This window comes from Streptomyces chiangmaiensis, from assembly GCF_036281785.1.
GTDB lineage: Bacteria > Actinomycetota > Actinomycetes > Streptomycetales > Streptomycetaceae > Streptomyces > Streptomyces chiangmaiensis.
Genome location: NZ_JAYWVC010000183.1, coordinates 1 through 15,764 on the forward strand (window position 1 = coordinate 1; position 15,764 = coordinate 15,764).

At 67.9% G+C, this 15,764-nt stretch carries 15 protein-coding genes; 6 read left to right on the forward strand and 9 right to left on the reverse strand.

Annotation, left to right across the window (positions count from 1 at the left end; genetic code table 11):
- Nucleotides 1-1,001 (reverse strand): aminotransferase-like domain-containing protein (locus VXC91_RS34065; protein ID WP_408057538.1); only part of this gene is annotated, 1,001 nt, incomplete at its 3' end.
- Nucleotides 1,002-1,580: 579 nt separating this feature from the next.
- Entirely contained in the window at nt 1,581-1,787 is a 207-nt protein-coding gene (locus tag VXC91_RS34070; protein WP_329511224.1) for a helix-turn-helix domain-containing protein, read from the reverse strand.
- Between the two features lie 820 nt (nt 1,788-2,607).
- On the opposite strand from VXC91_RS34070, the gene VXC91_RS34075 reads away from it, so the two are divergent.
- From VXC91_RS34075 to VXC91_RS34085, 3 genes are all read left to right on the forward strand, one after another.
- The gene (locus tag VXC91_RS34075) at nt 2,608-3,195 is read left to right on the forward strand and encodes a hypothetical protein (protein ID WP_329511225.1); all 588 of its coding nucleotides are present in this window, start codon (nt 2,608-2,610) and stop codon (nt 3,193-3,195) included.
- The gene (locus tag VXC91_RS34080) at nt 3,192-3,761 is read left to right on the forward strand and encodes a signal peptidase I (RefSeq protein WP_329511226.1); all 570 of its coding nucleotides are present in this window, start codon (nt 3,192-3,194) and stop codon (nt 3,759-3,761) included. Before VXC91_RS34075 ends, VXC91_RS34080 begins: the two co-directional genes overlap by 4 nt.
- A gap of 241 nt (nt 3,762-4,002) precedes the next feature.
- Nucleotides 4,003-5,010 carry a DUF1259 domain-containing protein gene (locus VXC91_RS34085; RefSeq protein WP_329511227.1) on the forward strand — a complete coding sequence of 336 codons (1,008 nt, stop codon included), beginning with the start codon at nt 4,003-4,005 and terminating at the stop codon, nt 5,008-5,010.
- An 87-nt stretch (nt 5,011-5,097) separates the two neighbouring features.
- Here the strand turns inward: VXC91_RS34085 and VXC91_RS34090 are convergent, their stop codons facing one another.
- From VXC91_RS34090 to VXC91_RS34100, 3 genes are all read right to left on the reverse strand, one after another.
- On the reverse strand, nt 5,098-5,559 hold the full coding sequence (locus VXC91_RS34090; RefSeq protein ID WP_329511228.1) for a hypothetical protein: 462 nt from the start codon (nt 5,557-5,559) through the stop codon (nt 5,098-5,100).
- 82 nt (nt 5,560-5,641) lie between these two features.
- Nucleotides 5,642-6,379 (reverse strand): helix-turn-helix transcriptional regulator, encoded by a 738-nt coding sequence (locus VXC91_RS34095; protein ID WP_329511229.1) that lies wholly within the window; start codon nt 6,377-6,379, stop codon nt 5,642-5,644.
- A 261-nt stretch (nt 6,380-6,640) separates the two neighbouring features.
- Nucleotides 6,641-7,039, reverse strand: a complete 399-nt coding sequence (locus VXC91_RS34100) for an ArsR/SmtB family transcription factor (RefSeq protein WP_329511230.1) — start codon at nt 7,037-7,039, stop codon at nt 6,641-6,643.
- A gap of 113 nt (nt 7,040-7,152) precedes the next feature.
- On the opposite strand from VXC91_RS34100, the gene VXC91_RS34105 reads away from it, so the two are divergent.
- Entirely contained in the window at nt 7,153-9,126 is a 1,974-nt protein-coding gene (locus VXC91_RS34105) for a heavy metal translocating P-type ATPase (protein ID WP_329511231.1), read from the forward strand.
- A 40-nt stretch (nt 9,127-9,166) separates the two neighbouring features.
- Nucleotides 9,167-10,513, forward strand: coding sequence for an aldo/keto reductase (locus tag VXC91_RS34110; RefSeq protein ID WP_329511232.1), 1,347 nt, complete (start codon nt 9,167-9,169; stop codon nt 10,511-10,513).
- Nucleotides 10,514-10,757: 244 nt separating this feature from the next.
- On the opposite strand, the gene VXC91_RS34115 is transcribed toward VXC91_RS34110, so the two are convergent.
- The 4 genes from VXC91_RS34115 to VXC91_RS34130 form a co-directional block, all read right to left on the reverse strand.
- Nucleotides 10,758-11,576 (reverse strand): enoyl-CoA hydratase/isomerase family protein, encoded by an 819-nt coding sequence (locus VXC91_RS34115; RefSeq protein ID WP_329511233.1) that lies wholly within the window; start codon nt 11,574-11,576, stop codon nt 10,758-10,760.
- Nucleotides 11,577-11,673: 97 nt separating this feature from the next.
- A complete protein-coding gene (locus VXC91_RS34120; RefSeq protein ID WP_329511234.1) occupies nt 11,674-12,942 on the reverse strand; it encodes an MFS transporter in 1,269 nt (422 codons plus the stop codon).
- Nucleotides 12,943-13,040: 98 nt separating this feature from the next.
- The gene (locus VXC91_RS34125; protein WP_329511235.1) at nt 13,041-13,715 is read right to left on the reverse strand and encodes an aldehyde dehydrogenase family protein; all 675 of its coding nucleotides are present in this window, start codon (nt 13,713-13,715) and stop codon (nt 13,041-13,043) included.
- Nucleotides 13,712-14,341, reverse strand: coding sequence for an isochorismatase family cysteine hydrolase (locus tag VXC91_RS34130; RefSeq protein ID WP_329511236.1), 630 nt, complete (start codon nt 14,339-14,341; stop codon nt 13,712-13,714). Before VXC91_RS34130 ends, VXC91_RS34125 begins: the two co-directional genes overlap by 4 nt.
- A gap of 606 nt (nt 14,342-14,947) precedes the next feature.
- Here VXC91_RS34130 and VXC91_RS34135 point away from each other — a divergent pair.
- Nucleotides 14,948-15,328, forward strand: a complete 381-nt coding sequence (locus tag VXC91_RS34135; protein ID WP_329511237.1) for a VOC family protein — start codon at nt 14,948-14,950, stop codon at nt 15,326-15,328.
- Nucleotides 15,329-15,764: the final 436 nt, after the last annotated feature.

A 15,764-nucleotide genomic window follows, 5' to 3' on the forward strand; every position in this document is an offset into this window, starting at 1 on the left:
AGCACCATCCATCCGAGCCGCACCCCCGGCGCCAAGGACTTGCTCACCGAACCGAAGTACACCACCCGCTGCGGATCGAGGCCCTGCAGGGCACCCACCGGCTGCCGGTCGTACCGGAACTCCCCGTCATAGTCGTCCTCCAGCAACAGGCCACCAGTGCCACGTGCCCAGTCGACGGCCGCCGTGCGCCGCTCCGGGCAGAGCGCGACCCCCGTCGGGTACTGGTGCGCCGGGGTCAGCAGCACCGCGCCCACTCCGCGCAGTCGCGCGAGGTCGTCGATGCGCGCGCCACTTTCGTCGACGTAGAGGGGCGGAGTGTACAGACCGGCATTCCTCAGCAGGTCGCGATACAGGTCGAGGCCGTAGGCCTCGACGGCCACCGCCCGCACCCGCCGCACCCTGAGCGCCTGCGCCATTAGCGCCAGGCCGTGGTGGAAACCGGAACAGATGACGATCCGCTCCGGCCCGGCGTACACCCCGCGGGCCCGCGCCAGGTAGTCCGCGAGTGCGGTGCGCAGCTCCATCCGGCCGCGGGCGTCGCCGTAGCCGAAGGCGTCGTGTGGCGCGGCGGTCAGAGCCCGGCGGGCCGCGATGAGCCACTGCGTGCGCGGAAAGTTCGCGAGGTCCGGTGCACCCGTCAACAGGCCATACCTGGGACGGTGCTCGTCCGGCTTCGCGCGAGGAGCGTCGGGCGCGGCCCTGTGTGGCTCCGGGACCCGGGTGGCTACCCGGGTCCCGGAGCCCTGCTGGGCAGTGAGCCAGCCCTCGGCGACCAGCTCGGCGTAGGACTCGACCACGGTGTTACGCGAGACGCCGAGATCCGCGGCGAGTGAGCGGGAGGCCGGCAGCCGACTGCTGGGCGCCAGACGCCCCGTGCGCACGGCCTGCCTCAAGGCGTCCGTGAGCCCTGCGCGCAGCCCGGGTCCGTGCAGCTCCAAATGAAGGTCGGTGCCGAACTCGGGAGGCGGACCGGCCGCGGAATGGGGCCGGTGATGTACCACGTAGACGGATAATACTCCCGTACCACTGAGAACGTAGCGTTGCGGGCATGACGATGAACGGAAGCGGCACGCTTCCTCGACCGACCACGGGTCCGGCCGCTTGCGTCGTGCACGCTGGACCTCGACCGACCACGGGTCCGGCCGCTTGCGTCGAGCACGCTGGACCTTGACGAGCTGGGCGACGTTCGTCGAGATGCGTTCTTCCACCACGGCGTTGGTCAGCGCACTGCGGAGGATCGTCCGCGCGTCATTGACCGAGCGCTTCGAGAGCGTCTGTCGGCAGCATTTCTTCTTGGCACAGCAGCGCTGCTTTTCTTCGGGCTGCTTGGGGGCCTTTCCCTGTGCGCAGCACTGGCAGGTCTCGGCGAGCTTGTTGAGCCAGCTCCGCATGTCCTGAACGGTCAGCCGGTCGAGCCGCTTCGAGCCCAGGAACGCACGATGTCTCGTGGACGTCCTTGCGGGTGGGCCCATACACGTACTCCGGCTTGCAATTGCCGTCCGGCGTGGTGACCTAGACGTAAGGCGCGAACCCATTCCGGTAGGGGTAGATGGACCCCTCGCCGTCAGCCCGCTTCCCACTCATGCAGACCACCTCTCCGCTTCGACAACGCAACGGCTCACGTACTCGTCCACCCAGGCGGAAAGGATGCGGCGGTTGCGACCGATCTTGACGGAGCGGACCTCGCCCGTAAGCACGAGCGACTTGGTCTTGGAGAGGCTGAAGCCGAGCATTTCGGCGACTTCAGCCGTCGTATGCCACTTCCGGCTGATCGCGGCCGGAGTCATCGGGTGGGTCCGGAAAGGACGTCCCCAACCCGGTGTTCGAGTTCGACGGCACGCTCGACCCGGGCCACCCGTAGCGCGCAGCGGAGCCGGGTGCCTTGAACCAGCAGAAAAAGTTGTAACTCAGTCGGACGCGTGGGGCTGCCCCACGCGTCTGATGCTTGACTGTGGACGTCACGTGGCAGGCACTCCCAGGTGACGATCATCGTCAAGGCGCAGGTCACCCGCCGCGCCCAGGACAGGCGGTACGACGCCGGGAAGGGGCAGATGATCGGCGTCATCATGGCCTTCTACAAGGGATGAGGAAGTGCCCCAGAACGTCGTTGCCATCGGCACATCCTGGTCTTCCTTGTGTGGGACGTCCTGACCCACGCCTGGGAGCCGGTCGACGAGGCCCTGAGCAGGCACGAGTGGGGGACGGTCGCTTCCGGGGGTGTCACCCTGGCCGCCGGCCTGACAATCGGGCTCGCGGGACTGGTCACTACGACGCCTGGATTACCCGTCGGCCTGCACAACGCCACCGAAGGCTTCGGCATCGTCGCCCCCTTGGCCGCAGAGTGCCTGTTTCCTGTCTTCTCCCCGGCCGGCCGTGCCCGGCGGCGCGCTGGGTGCATGCCGGCGGGGAGGAAAACCTGGGAGGAAAACCCTCTGGGGCTGGGGAGGTCGGCGGCCAGGGCGCAGGTTGGCCAGGGGCGCCGCTCGGGACAGGCCCGAGCCTCCATCAGCCCGGATCGTCACACGGAGCGGCATCGCCGCAGGTGAGACAGACTGAGACAGACTGAGACACTGGGTGCAGGAGTGGCGGAATTGAACGGAGTGGGCGATGGGGCGTCCCTGGCTGAATGTGCTGGCACAGGTGGTGCCCGTTCCGCTCGGGTTACTGCTCAGCGGTGCTCTGGTCTGGGGTGCCACCAACGCCGACTGGAGTGGGACCAGCAGTAACAGCGGCAACACGTGGGGCTCCGGCTCGTTGGGGCTGGCCAACGACAGCAAGGTGCCCATGTTCCGCATCGACAACATGCGACCCGGCGACAGAGGCTCCAACTGCATCAGAATCGAGTCGAACGCCGACTTCCCCACCGCGCTCAAGCTGTACAGCAACTCACCGAACTGGCCCAGCAACTTCCAATCCTTCATCAACCTCAAAATCGAGGTAGGCAGCGGCGGCACCTTCGGCCACTGCAACGGCTTCACTCCGCAGAAGACTGCGTTCAACGGCACCCTGGACCAGTTCGTCGCCCTGCACACCGACTTCCGCACCGGCGTAGGTCCCTGGACCCTGCCCGGCAAGCCACCCAACTCGCTGAGCTTCCGCTTCGCGTGGAAGTTCAGCCCGAGCGCACCCAACGGCTCGCAAAGCGTGACCACGAACGAGGTGACCTTCACCTGGGAGGCGCGGGAACACAAGTGACTCCCCCAAGTGACCTAGCCGCCGGCACGCCCCGCCAACCCCCCACGGCCAAGGGCGCCCCGCACCCGATCCGCGTGGTCACCTCGGTCATCTCACGTACCGTGCTCGGCTCGATGGTTGGGCTGCTGGTGTGGGCGCAATTGCCCGTGGTGGCGCTGGGCTGGACAGCGGGCGTGGTGCAGTCCGGCTCCATGCGTCCCGCCCTCATGCCGGGCGACGTCGTGCTCTACCAGCCACCACCGCGCGACCGCACACCGGCGGTGGGCCAAATCGTGCTGGCCCAGGATCCCACCCGACCTGGCCATCTACTCACCCATCGGGTCTACCAGGTGCTTCCCGACAACGACCTGATCACCAAAGGTGACGCCAACTCCACACCGGACTCCACCCCGATACGGCCCACGGCGCTCCAAGGCGTGGCACGGTTGCGCGTGCCCTGGATCGGGTTGTCAGTTCAGCTCTGGCGCGCCAAGCAGCCCGTGCCCGAGGCGATCGTGCTGCTCGGACTTGCCATTCTGCTTACGCTTGCCGCTCTGCCACTGCACAGCCGCAGCCAACACAAGTAGCCCCGGTGGCTTGCTGAACAGAACTCAGCGGATGACAGTCCTCCCCCGGCTGGCCCGATCCGCCAGCACGCGGGCCGAGACCCGGCGAGGAGGCACTCGGCCTTGGCTGCGGCGTCCCCGGCGTTGTGTTGTCCCATCAGCACGGCAATTACCCGATTCACCCAAACACAACACCCACCGGGATAATCTGTAGCCGCATGATTACGTTAAGTAAAGGGGGTGGTCCTCGAGAGGAGGTTCCATGCCTCGCATATGGCGTTCGCTCAAGCCCGTCACGCTGGCACTGGCCCTACTGACGACATACACGCTGATGACGGCCAGTTCCGGCTTCTCAGGGGTATCGGCGGCCGTAGGAACCCCACAGGCGTCCATATCCGACCGAGGCACCGATCTCGCCCCGCGGGCAGAGGCTCCGCTGCCCACCACGGGATCCGACTGGAAGCCGGTCGCCGACACTCTCGGCCGTACCGGATCGGTGATGGGCGGAACGGTCTACCACGTTGCACTTCCCCGCAAGGACCTGAAGGTGACCAGCAAGGGTGTGGCCATCAAGCCCGGGTTCGCGCTCGGCGGGTACGTGAACTTCGCCAAGTACCGCAACGTCACCATCATGATGGGCGACTTGGTGGTCACCGAGGACGAACTGCAAAGGGTCACGGACGCCCTGCAGAAGGTGGACATCGAGCAGACAGGAATCCACAAGCACCTCCTGCAGCAGTCCCCCGCCATCTGGTGGACCCACGTCCACGGGATGGGTGATCCGGTCACCCTCGCCCGCGGCCTCAAGGAGGCCCTCGCGGCCACGAGCATCCCGGCCGCGTCGCCAACTATGCCTGCCCAGCCGCGCATCGACCTGGATACCACCGCCATTGACAACGCCATGGGCCGCAAGGGCACCGTCGACGGCGGCATCTACAAGTTCTCCATCCCACGCCGGGACACCGTCACCGACGGCCAGCACATTCTGCCCCCGGCCCTGGGCATCACCACCGCGGTCAACTTCCAGCCCCTCGGCGACCGCAGGGCCGCAATCAACGGCGACTTCGTCATGACCGCCGACGAGGTGAACAAGGTCATCCGCGCCCTGCGGAGCGGCGGCATCGACGTCGTTGAGCTACACAACCACATGCTGAACGACCAGCCGCGCCTGTTCTACCTGCACTACTGGGCGACCGGCGACGGCACACGCCTCGCCAAGGCCATCCGCCCAGCACTCGACGTGACCGACCTTTCACAGCCCACCATCTGACCCATACGCCTGGTGTGACGAGGCGGGTGGAGCCGTGAGCCCGAACTCTGGGCATCAAGGCTGACGGCGCCCTGGCCCCCGGCTCATTCACCAGCGTTTTGCTCTGCCTCGCCCAAGCGAAACCGGCTCGTTGCCTGCCCGGTGCGGCGCTCTGGACACCGTGCCGTGAGCTGCCCTGTCGCGCAGCCAGGCAAGGAATGCGATGACGAAGAGCCCTTCAACGAGCAGAGAAAGTACGCCGTAGGGCGGATCCCAGCTGCGTTCGTGGTAGCCGTCCGGCAGACCGACGGTGCGCGACAGCAGAAAGCCGATGATCATGCCGAGGCTGACGAGTGCCCCGGTCAGCCAAGCGGCCAAGGGACGTTTCATGATGACGAGCGCCAGAGCCACGGCGAGCATGACCGCGCTGCCCACGGCGAACAGGACCCCGATGTAGAACTTTTCCTCAAGATGGCCGGGGATGAGGAGTATGTGCAGCACCACATTGGCGACAGCACAGCATGCTCCGAGTCCTCTCAGGGAGGCTTCGGCTGCATTGGTGGAGTTCATCGCGACTCCAGCTGTTCACGTGCATGGAGCACAAAGCCCCGGGAGAAGGGTCGGCAGCGGAAAGCCGGAGCGGGACCTCGGCTCACCGCTCGCAGGCGGTATTCGTTCCCAGAGTGCCTCCAGCCGCGTCCTCGCCGCGCAGTTCGACGCAGCATGAGCCTGGTCGAGGGGCGAGCACCGCGATGGTCTTGTCGCTTCCCAGGCCGTGCAGGTAGCCGACCAGAAAAGCCTGATTGACGCCGCAGACCAGCTCCGGGGCCCTGGCCGCAAGGGGGTGGAAGGGGCAGTTACGCAGCCGCAGGAGGGTGGGTGCGACGCGCTCTGGCTCGTAACCAAACTCCGCGAGCGTCTCGGCGGCCAGGCTGAGTCCACGCTCGACGCCGAGCCGTCCGGGGCGTAGTCGCTCGCGTTGAGCGCGGCCCATGGTTTGCCCGCGCCGGAACGCCACGCGGAGCGCGGCGTTCCGGGCCGATTCCTCCTCTGCCTCGGTCAGCACGGCCTCGGTGAGGACGTCGGCCAGCATGCCGTAGCGACGCTCGGGGATGGTGACCGCGATGGCCTCGGCCAGCGGCTCGTACACTTTGGGCCTGCGGCCGACCTTGCGGATGCCTGAAGGCGATTCGTAGTGGGCTTGGAGCAGACCGGCCGACACCAGTTTGTCCAGGTGGAAGGCCGCCAGCTTGCGAGAGATCCCGAGACTCTCGGCCACCTCTTCACGCGTCACCCGTCGCCGCTCGTGCCGTATGAATTCGAACATGCGACGACGCAGGTCGTCGCCGAGGGCGGCCAGACTGGTCAACGAAGCGTGATCCAATCCCACGGGCGAATTATATCGCCCACGAGTTTTTGCAGAACCTCTACATCGTCGCGTTTTCCCAGGAATTATCGGCCCTCGGCACAATAGAGGAAACAAAGTCTAGCGGATTACCGCTTGGGCCCTCGGTCGATTCACCTGCTTAAGGACCGTTCAACTGCACGGTGCTGCGGGATGGAAACCCAGGGTGGTTTGCCGTCAAGGCGGTCTTCGAGATTCTTGCACCGACCTCGTTGGCACGCCACCTGTCTCGGTAGGAGCGATCCGTCACACGTTCGGGGCGGCCACAATCTCCGGCTCCGCCGCGACGGCGGGGGTATCGCTAAGCCCCATGCGCAGGTGTTCGACGTGATAAAGGGCCTGATCGAGAAGCTCGGCAACGTGATTGTCGTAGAGGGAGTACACCACCGAGCGTCCCTTGCGGGTGCCAACGACGAGGTCGAGGTTGCGCAGCAGGCGCAGTTGGTGGGAACAGGCGGACTGTTCCATGCCGACTTCCGCCGCCAGTTCGGTCGCCGGCAGAGGACCCTCGCGCAGACGGGCAAGGATGAGCAGCCGAGAGGGGGTCGCCAGCGCCTGGAGGGTGGCGGCGACCTTGACGGCATTGGCGGCGTTCAGGCGCCCGCGCGGAACGCTTCCGGCTGGCGGTGCGGCTCCATGACCCATGCGCCCATGGTACCGGCGTCTTCCATGAACACATGAATGTCTCTTCATTTATTCCTGTTACGGTGGGGGCTCGGACATGCTCTGCCCCGCTATCTGTGAAGGACCCCGCGTCAATGCCTTCCACCCTCACCCGCCCCACGCCGCTCGGCACTGTTCGCGAGACGGTGACGCCCCGGCGGCGCACACGGATCTTTGCGTTGCCCGAGGCCCGGTGGGCGGCGGCTGCGCTGGTGTTGTTCCTGGTCGCGCTACTCCTGCATCTGGCCGGCGCGCCTGCGTGGTCGTGGGGGGCGTTGTCCGCGGCTGTCTACGTGACCGGCGGCTGGGAGCCCGGCTGGGCCGGTATGCAGGCCCTGAGGGACAAGACCCTGGACGTGGATCTGCTCATGGTCGTTGCCGCGCTCAGTGCGGCGGCGATCGGACAGGTGCTGGACGGCGCGCTGCTGATCGTCATCTTCGCCACTTCAGGTGCACTGGAAGCGATCGCCACCGCTCGCACCGCGGACTCGGTGCGCGGTCTGCTCGACCTGGCCCCCACCACTGCCACCCGCCTGAGGGATGACGGTGACGAGGAGAGCGTGCCCACCGAGGAGTTGCACGTCGGCGACACGATCCTGGTGCGCCCCGGTGAGCGAATCGGTGCCGATGGCCGGATCCTGGACGGAGCCAGCGAGGTCGACCAGGCCACCATCACGGGCGAACCGCTGCCCGTGGCCAAGGAGGCCGGCGACGAGGTGTTCGCCGCCACCCTGAACGGCACCGGCGCCCTGCGGGTGAAGGTGGAGCGGGACCCGTCCGACTCGGTGATCGCCCGGATCGTGTCCATGGTCGAGGAAGCCTCCGAGACCAAAGCACCGACGCAGCTGTTCATCGAGAAGGTCGAACAGCGCTACTCCCTGGGCATGGTCGCCGCCACGGTCGCTCTGTTCGTCCTGCCCCTGCTGTTCGGCACCGATCTGCAGTCCACGCTGCTGCGCGCGATGACGTTCATGATCGTCGCCTCGCCGTGTGCCGTAGTGCTCGCCACCATGCCGCCGCTGCTGTCTGCGATCGCCAATGCCGGACGTCACGGTGTGCTGGTGAAGTCGGCTGTGGTCATGGAACGGCTCGGCCAGGTGGACGTGGTGGCGCTGGACAAGACCGGCACCCTGACCGAGGGCACCCCGAGGGTGACGGACATCCGCCCGCTGGCAGGTTCCGGCCTGAGTGAGGGGGAGCTTCTGCAGTTGGCGGCGGCCGTCGAGCACCCCAGTGAACATCCACTGGCCCGCGCCATCGTGGAGGCCGCCCGCACTCGTGATCTGGACATCCCCATGGTGGAGGACTTCACGTCCACCCCTGGCACAGGCGTCAGCGCCACCGTGGCCGGTCGTACGGTCGCGGTCGGTAGCCCCACCCGTCATTTGAAGGCAAGCATGCGCCGGGCCGTCGCGGTCGCCACCGGCCTGGAGGAGGAGGGCCGCACCACGGTTCTGGTCACGGCTGACGGCACCCCGGTGGGTGTGCTGGGCATCGCCGACCGGCTGCGCGAGGAGGCCGCTGCCACCACCGCAGCGCTGGGTCGGCTGATCGGCACCGCTCCGGTGCTGGTCACTGGGGACAACCCGCGCGCTGCGGCCCGTCTCGCCGACGAGGTCGGGATCACGGATGTGCGCGCCGCGCTGCTTCCGCAGGACAAGGTCGCAGCAGTCAAGGAGCTGGAGCAGGCCGGCCGGAAGGTGTTGGTGGTCGGCGACGGTGTCAACGACGCCCCCGCACTGGCCACCGCTCACACTGGCGTTGCCATGGGCCGCGCCGGATCTGACCTCGCCCTGGAGACTGCCGACGCCGTCGTTGTGCGCGATGAGCTCGCCACCATCCCGACCGTGATCGCGCTCTCTCGTCGGGCCCGCCGCCTGGTCGTACAGAACCTGGTGATCGCCGCGGTGTTCATCACCGTCCTGGTCATCTGGGACCTGGTCGGTCACCTGCCCCTGCCGCTGGGCGTTGCCGGACACGAGGGCTCCACGGTCATCGTCGGCCTCAACGGCCTGCGCCTGCTTGCTGACCGAGCCTGGAGCCGTGCCCGTGCCGGGCTGGACCAGTAGAGCCACCGTGCCATAACGCGCAGCTCCGAGGCATGCGGCGGTGGTTGCTGTACAGCAGCGGAGAAACAAGGGCTACCTACGGCAGAGCGCGTACATGAGCATGCGCCGGCTCGGCGTGGACCGGATCGACCTGTACTACCTCCACACGCCGACCATGACCGATGTCCCGTTCGAGGAGATCATCGGGACCCTGGCCGGTAAGCGGGAAGACGGCTTGATCCGTCACATCGGCCTGTCCAACGTGAGCGCCGACCACCTGCGCACCGCCTTGGGGATCACCGAGATCGCGGCGGTGACCGCTCATTACAACGTCGGTGTCCGCCTGGGCGCGGGCCTGCTCAAGGTCGCCGACGAGCACGGCATCGTCTACTCCCCCTGGCACCCCGGGGCGATCCCGGCGGGGGAAGCCGGAGCACGCCACCGGGCTGTCCTTGAGCCCCTTGCGACAAAGTACGCCGCGACGGTGAATCAGGTAGCTCTGGCGTGGCAGCTCCACCGCTCGCCGCAGATGCTCCCCATCCCCGGCACGACCAGCGTCCAGCACCGTCGAGTACTGCGGCCTGTTTCTGGTGTGTGCCGGTGCGCCGGTGCCCAGGCAGCCGCGTCGCGAGCAGGGATCCGGTGGGGCGCCGACGAGGGCGCCCACCGATCTGCATGGTGTAAAACATCCAGATTCAGGAAGTATTCCGTCATCTCGAAAATCGAGAATGCGCAGATCAGGGCCTATTTTTCACCTCGGGTGTATGATGTGTTTCATCTAGCTTCTGGGCGGCGACGGCCGCTCCTCGGAGGGAGGCCCGGCATGGGACACTCACAGGCGGAGAAGGCGGCGTCCCGTGAGCGGGTGCTGCGGATCGCGGCCCGCAAGGTCCGCGCGGAGGGCGTCACCCGCCCCGGCATCGCCGAACTGATGAAAGAGGCGGGTCTGACGCACGGCGGCTTCTACAAGCACTTCTCCTCGCGCGACGACCTGATCAACCAGGCCGTGACCGAGGCCCTGGCCGAGGGCACCGCGAAGATGGAGCAGGCCGCCCGCAAGAACGAGAAGGAACCGCGCACCGGTCTCATCGACGCCTACCTGGGCAAACGGCACCGCGACGCACCGGCCACCGGCTGCGCCCTGGTCACGCTCGGCGCCGCGGCTGGACGCGGGGACGAGGGCTTCAAGGAGGCCTACGAGAAGCAGGTCCGCTCCTATCTGGACCTGATCGCCGGTCTCGGCGAGGACTCCGGAGAGGCCCGGTCCGAGGCCATGCTCACCCTCAGCGCCCTGGTCGGCGCCACCCTCATGTCCCGGGCCGTCGCCGACTCCGACCTCTCGGACGAACTGCTCACCAACGTCGCCGACCAGCTCAAGCGACACGCGGCCCCTGCCCCTGCCGCCTGATCTCACCCCTGGCGCGGCTCCCGGTCGCGCCTGCCGGCCGCGGCACTCACGGGAGCCCCGAGCTCTGCCGCGGCCGAAAGGCGCGCCCGGCCTCCTTCACCGGCCGAGCGCGCCTTTCCCCCGTGTCGAAGTCCGCCGGCCGATGACCGTCGCCGGGACCTGACCTCGGCGTCCCGGTCATCGGCCGGCACCATGAACTCCCCTTGAACTCCCCCTGCCTCAGCCCGGATTCGGGCACCCGCCGCTACTCCGCGACCCGCTTGCCCAGGTCCAGTTCGACACCGTCCGGCTGCTGCAGGCCACCCTCGAAGAGGCGCTTGACCCGGTGCTCGTTCTCCGGTCGTCCCGCGGTGCGGAAGTACGCGGAGAGGGCGGCACCGAACTCCTCGTCGGGAATGCGGGTGCTCCCGTCGACGAGGGCCTTGGTCTCGGCCACGGCGACCTTGTCGAACCCTGCGATACGGCGGGCGAAGGCATCGACGAAAGAGTCCAACTCGCCTTCGGGCAGGACCCGGTTGACATAGCCGTACTCGGCCGCCAGCTGCGCCGGGAAGTCGTCCGCCCCGAGCAGGATCTCCAGGGCACGCCCTCGGCCCACCAGCCTGCCCAGCCGCCCCGACGGGTTGCCGCCCGGCACGGCCCCGACGCCGACCTCGAACTGCCCCAGGACGGCGCGGGGTCCGGCGAAACGGATGTCCGTCGCCAGGACGAACTCGCTTCCCGCTCCTCGGGCGCGCCCCTCGATCGCGGAGATCGTGACGGCGGGGACCCTGCCGAGGCGGATGAGGTTGTCCGCGTACGGGTGAAGTCCCGTGGGACCGGGCTTCATAGCGGCGATACGGGCCCCGTCCGCCAGGAAGTCGAAGTGCGCCATGAAGAAGTCGGGGTTGGCGCTCCGGAAGACCACGACGGTCAGATCGGGAGCCTGCTCGATGCGGTCCACCAGGGCGGAGAGCTGCTCGATCGTGTCCACGTCGATGAGGTTGACCGGGCCGTTGGAGAAGGTCACCTGCCAGTAGGACGGGGTCACTTCGCTTACCTGGAACTGCAGTTCATCACTCATGAGTCAGTAGCTGAGTACTTGATTTAAAGCTAGCGTCCAGCTGCCCGGCTGGTTCCCAGCCACTCGGCCCCACCAGTTGCTCGTGGTCGTCGAGGACCTACCGGCGTTCGGAGACGGCCGGTGCGGGGCGCGCGGCGCCCACGTCCGCCTCCGCGGCAGGCACCACGGACGTACGGCGCTTCGCATGGGCGTGCCCCGTCAGAAGCAGAGCCCCGACGGCGAGGTACGCCATGCCGATGTAGACCATCGCCGTCCAGCCGTGGGCCTCGAACACGGCGATGCCGACGGCCGAACCGATCGCCCCGCCGGCGAACAGGGAGAAGATGTAGACCGTGTTCAGGCGGGCGCGGATGGCGGCGGGTCCCGTGAAGACACGGGTCTGGTTGGCTATCTGGGCGCTCGTGGTGCCGTAGCCCAGCAGATTGCAGCCGATCATGAGGGCCGCCAAGGACTCGCCGCCGAGCAGGAAGACCACGAAGGCGGTGCCGGCGGAGGCCAACGCGATCGCGTTGACGGTGTCGGGGCTGTAGCGGTCGGAGAGCCGGCCGGAGTAGCGGGCCGCCAGAGCGCCGGGCACGCTGCTGAGGCCGAACAGTCCTGCCGCGGCCGGTCCGAGCTGAAGGGGCTTCTCGGACAGATGGAAGGCGAGCGTGGCCCAGAACGACGAGAAGGCCGCGAAGCTCACCGAGCCCAGCAGGGCGGACAGCCGCAACGTGGGATAGCGGACGACGAGCGGGGGAATGGAAGCAAGCAGCTTCAGGTAGCCGGTCGTTGTCGCACCGGCGGCCGGGCTGCGCTTCGGCATGTAGCGGGGCAGGACGAACAACAGGCAGCCTGTGGCCAGGGCGGCGGCGAAGTAGTCGACGCGCCACGTCCCGGTCACCTCCGAGAGAGCCCCGGAGACGGTGCGGGAGAGCAGCGCTCCCAGCGTCAGCCCGGTGCCGACTGCGCCCAGGGCCCGGCCGGTCTGGCCCTGGGCGGACATCGAGGCGATGGTCGGCATGATGACCTGCGGGACCACCGTGGTGGTCGACAGGACGAAGGTCGCAAGGCCCAGCAGCGCGATCGAGGGCGCCAGTGCTCCGGCGAGCAGGGCCAGCGCGGTCACGGCGAGCAGGACCGTGGTCAGGCGGCGCAGCCGTACGCGGTCGGCGAGGGGGACGATCGCGACGATGCCCAGCGCGTAGCCGATCTGGCCGGCCGTCGCGATGATGCCGGCGGCCGAGGAGGAGATGCGCAGGTCCCGTGCGATCTGCTCGAGAAGCGGCTGGGTGAAGTAGATGTTGGCGACGGCGATCGCGGTGGCGGTGGCGAAGACGGGGACGGTGCCGCGCTTCACGCCCGGGACGGTGGACTGTGCACTCACAACGGCTTCCTACGGAGGCGGGAGAGTGGGGAAAAGGGGGGAAGGGAGCAGGGGCCCAGGTGAGACGCCGGGCCCCTGCGCGACGAGGACCGGGTGGGTCAGTCGCGGGTGAGTTCGCCGTCGACGAGGCGCCACACGTGCAGCGGGTTGGCCTCGCGCAGTGACTCGGGCAGCAGTTCGTCGGGGAAGTTCTGGTACGTGACCGGGCGCAGGAACCGCTCAATCGCGGTCATCCCGACGGAGGTGAAGCGGGAGTCCGACGTGGCCGGGAACGGGCCCGTGTGGACGGACGCGTGGGAAACCTCCTGCGGCATCGAGAAGTTGTTGATCACGATGCGGCCGGTACGACGCTCCAGGATCGGCAGCAGTTCCACGGCGGTGTCATGGTCGCTCGCCTCGGCGTGGACGCTGGCCGACAGCTGTCCCCTGAAGGCGCGGGCCACCTCGCGGATTTGGTCCGGTCCGGTCTCCCCCTCGAACTGGGCGGCGGGCAGTCCCGTCTCCAGCGACGTACGTTCGGCCAGTTCGTCCTTGACCGCCTCGAGCTTGTCCGCGACGAGATCGAGGAACGCGGCCCGCTCGGCCAGTCCGGTGTGACTGTAACTGTCGAACGCCTCGTCGGCCAGGCGGACGGCGCGGTCGACCTCGGCCGCGCCCCCGAATGCGAACTCCGGCTCGATGACCTCGCCGGTGGCGGGGTTGAGCGCCTTCATCGTGCCCGCGGTGGCGGCCACATCGGCCGCTCCGATCAGCAGTTCTCCGGTCAGTGTCATGACTGCGCTCCCTTGAACGCAGCGGTGACTTCGTCCGTCGTGACGATGGCGTGGGCGAAGGTGGGGCCGTTCAGTTCGTGAGCGGCGTGCATCACCTCGGGGAGGAGGGCCGCGGTGGCGTCACGGACCAGCGTCACGTGGTAGCCGAGCTCCTGGGCGAAACGCGCGGTGGCCTCGATGCAGGTGTTGGCCAGCAGGCCCACGATCACCACGTGGGTGATGCCGTGCTGCTTGAGCTGGAAGTCCAGGTCGGTGTTGGCGAACCCGCTCGACCCCCAGTGCTCGTGGACCACCACCTCGCCCGGCTGCGGCTGGAAGTCGTCGTGGAACGACCCGCCCCAGGAGCCTCTGGCGAAGTGGTGCATCTTCTGGATCTTGCGCTGCGAGGGGCTCGGGAAGTCCCAGTTGTCGTAGTCGCCCGGCTCCCAGCGACGGTGCGGCACAAACATCACGCGCACGTCGTTCTCGCGGGCCGCGGCGACCACGGAGCGCAGGTGATCCAGCAGACCGACCTCGGTAGCCACGGGTTCCAGGTGCGGCCAGACCTTGCCGCCCTCGGAGAGGAAGTCGTTGAAGGGGTCGACCAGCAGAACCGCGGTGTGGCGGGGGTCGTAGGTCTCAGACATGGTTCCTCCGAAAGCTAGATGATGGGCAACATCTAGATTCAGGATTACTCTCGACATCCTGGATGTCAAACGGGGAGCCGGAAAAATCTCGGGTCCGGGCCTTCGGCATCGCGTGGCCGCCCGGTCCCTGCCTGCCGACGGGGTCGTCTACGCGGCGAAAGGGCCGCAAAAGGGCTGCAAGAGATCCGCACGAGACAGGGCCGCCCTCGCCCGATGCTCCGTTTGCGGGAGCCCGGGGCGCGCCGCAGCATGGGCTGGACGTACCGGGTGCGCGTCCGCCCTTCGGGCCTGTGGGCGCACCGCAGGTGCGTGACGGCAGCGGAATCTGCCTCCACGGAAGAGACTTGAGCTGCTTGCGGAGCTGCCGCGCGCCGGCGCCCGCCCGCGCCCACGAGGGGGCGCCATAGCCGTCTGCGGGTCCGTTGCGGTGTGCGCGGGGAGCTGGGGAAGGTGGTGGGTTGAGGCTGCGAGGCGAGGCTCCCGAAAACCCTTCGCACCTGCTCGACTCGCCCGGTACGGTCTCGACCGCGTGTCCACTGCGGGGAGCCCAGGAGCTCCGCGCGCGGCCGCCCCCAGCAGTTCCGGCATTGAGAGCAGGTTTCGTCAATGGCATGTCGTATCAGTGAGCTCGTGCTCGGTTGCCGCGATCCCGAGGTGCTGGCGCGGTTCTGGTGCGAGGTCCTGGACTTCGTAGTGCTCGATCGCGAAGGGAACGACTGCATCGAGATCGGGCCGCGCGAAGGGTTCGGCGGCCCACAGCCGACGATCATCCTCAGCCGCAGGGACGAGCCGGAGCCCGGGAAGTCCCGGCTGCACATCGACGTCAACCCCACCGACCGCGATCAGGACGCCGAGCTCGAACGCCTCCTGAAGCTCGGGGCGCGCCCGGCCGACATCGGCCAGACCGGCGAGGAGCAATGGCACGTTCTTGCCGACCCCGAGGGCAATGAGTTCTGCTTGCTCAAGGCCCGCCTCAACCCGCTCTGACGGCTCTCTATCCCGGGACAGAACACCTGGTGCGCCGGGTTGGATCTGTCAAGGAGGCCCTTCCGTGCTGACATCAGCGGCTGACACCAACAAGCGCGAACAGCAGTGACCCACACTTCACCCAAGGCTGGGACGGCACCTGCACCCCCGAAGACGACTTCGCCAGTGAACCGGAACACATGCGCCGCCCGGCCGGTCAGGAACCCCTTGCGGGGACCAGCCGGCCGGGCGGGGTCGGTCAGCGGCGCTGAACGTCGGGTTCTTCAGCGGGTGGCGGGGTAGGCGGCCTGTTCGATCAGGCGGGTGACCGCGCCGGGCTGGGAGACCGAGACCGCATGGGAGGCCTTGACCTCGGCGGTGTGCGCGCGGGCGCGCTCGGCCATGAAGCGCTGCGCGGCCGGCGGGATGTTGTAGTCGTCGGTGGCGATCAGGCTGA

Excerpts from the sequence above, each read along its gene's own strand:
- VXC91_RS34070 (WP_329511224.1), bottom strand. The coding sequence starts at position 1,787 with ATGACTCCGGCCGCGATCAGCCGGAAGTGGCATACGACGGCTGAAGTC.
- VXC91_RS34075 (WP_329511225.1), top strand. The coding sequence starts at position 2,608 with ATGGGGCGTCCCTGGCTGAATGTGCTGGCACAGGTGGTGCCCGTTCCG.
- VXC91_RS34085 (WP_329511227.1), top strand. The coding sequence starts at position 4,003 with ATGCCTCGCATATGGCGTTCGCTCAAGCCCGTCACGCTGGCACTGGCC.
- VXC91_RS34090 (WP_329511228.1), bottom strand. The coding sequence starts at position 5,559 with ATGAACTCCACCAATGCAGCCGAAGCCTCCCTGAGAGGACTCGGAGCA.
- VXC91_RS34100 (WP_329511230.1), bottom strand. The coding sequence starts at position 7,039 with ATGGGTCATGGAGCCGCACCGCCAGCCGGAAGCGTTCCGCGCGGGCGC.
- VXC91_RS34105 (WP_329511231.1), top strand. The coding sequence starts at position 7,153 with ATGCCTTCCACCCTCACCCGCCCCACGCCGCTCGGCACTGTTCGCGAG.
- VXC91_RS34115 (WP_329511233.1), bottom strand. The coding sequence starts at position 11,576 with ATGAGTGATGAACTGCAGTTCCAGGTAAGCGAAGTGACCCCGTCCTAC.
- VXC91_RS34125 (WP_329511235.1), bottom strand. The coding sequence starts at position 13,715 with ATGACACTGACCGGAGAACTGCTGATCGGAGCGGCCGATGTGGCCGCC.
- VXC91_RS34130 (WP_329511236.1), bottom strand. The coding sequence starts at position 14,341 with ATGTCTGAGACCTACGACCCCCGCCACACCGCGGTTCTGCTGGTCGAC.
- VXC91_RS34135 (WP_329511237.1), top strand. The coding sequence starts at position 14,948 with ATGGCATGTCGTATCAGTGAGCTCGTGCTCGGTTGCCGCGATCCCGAG.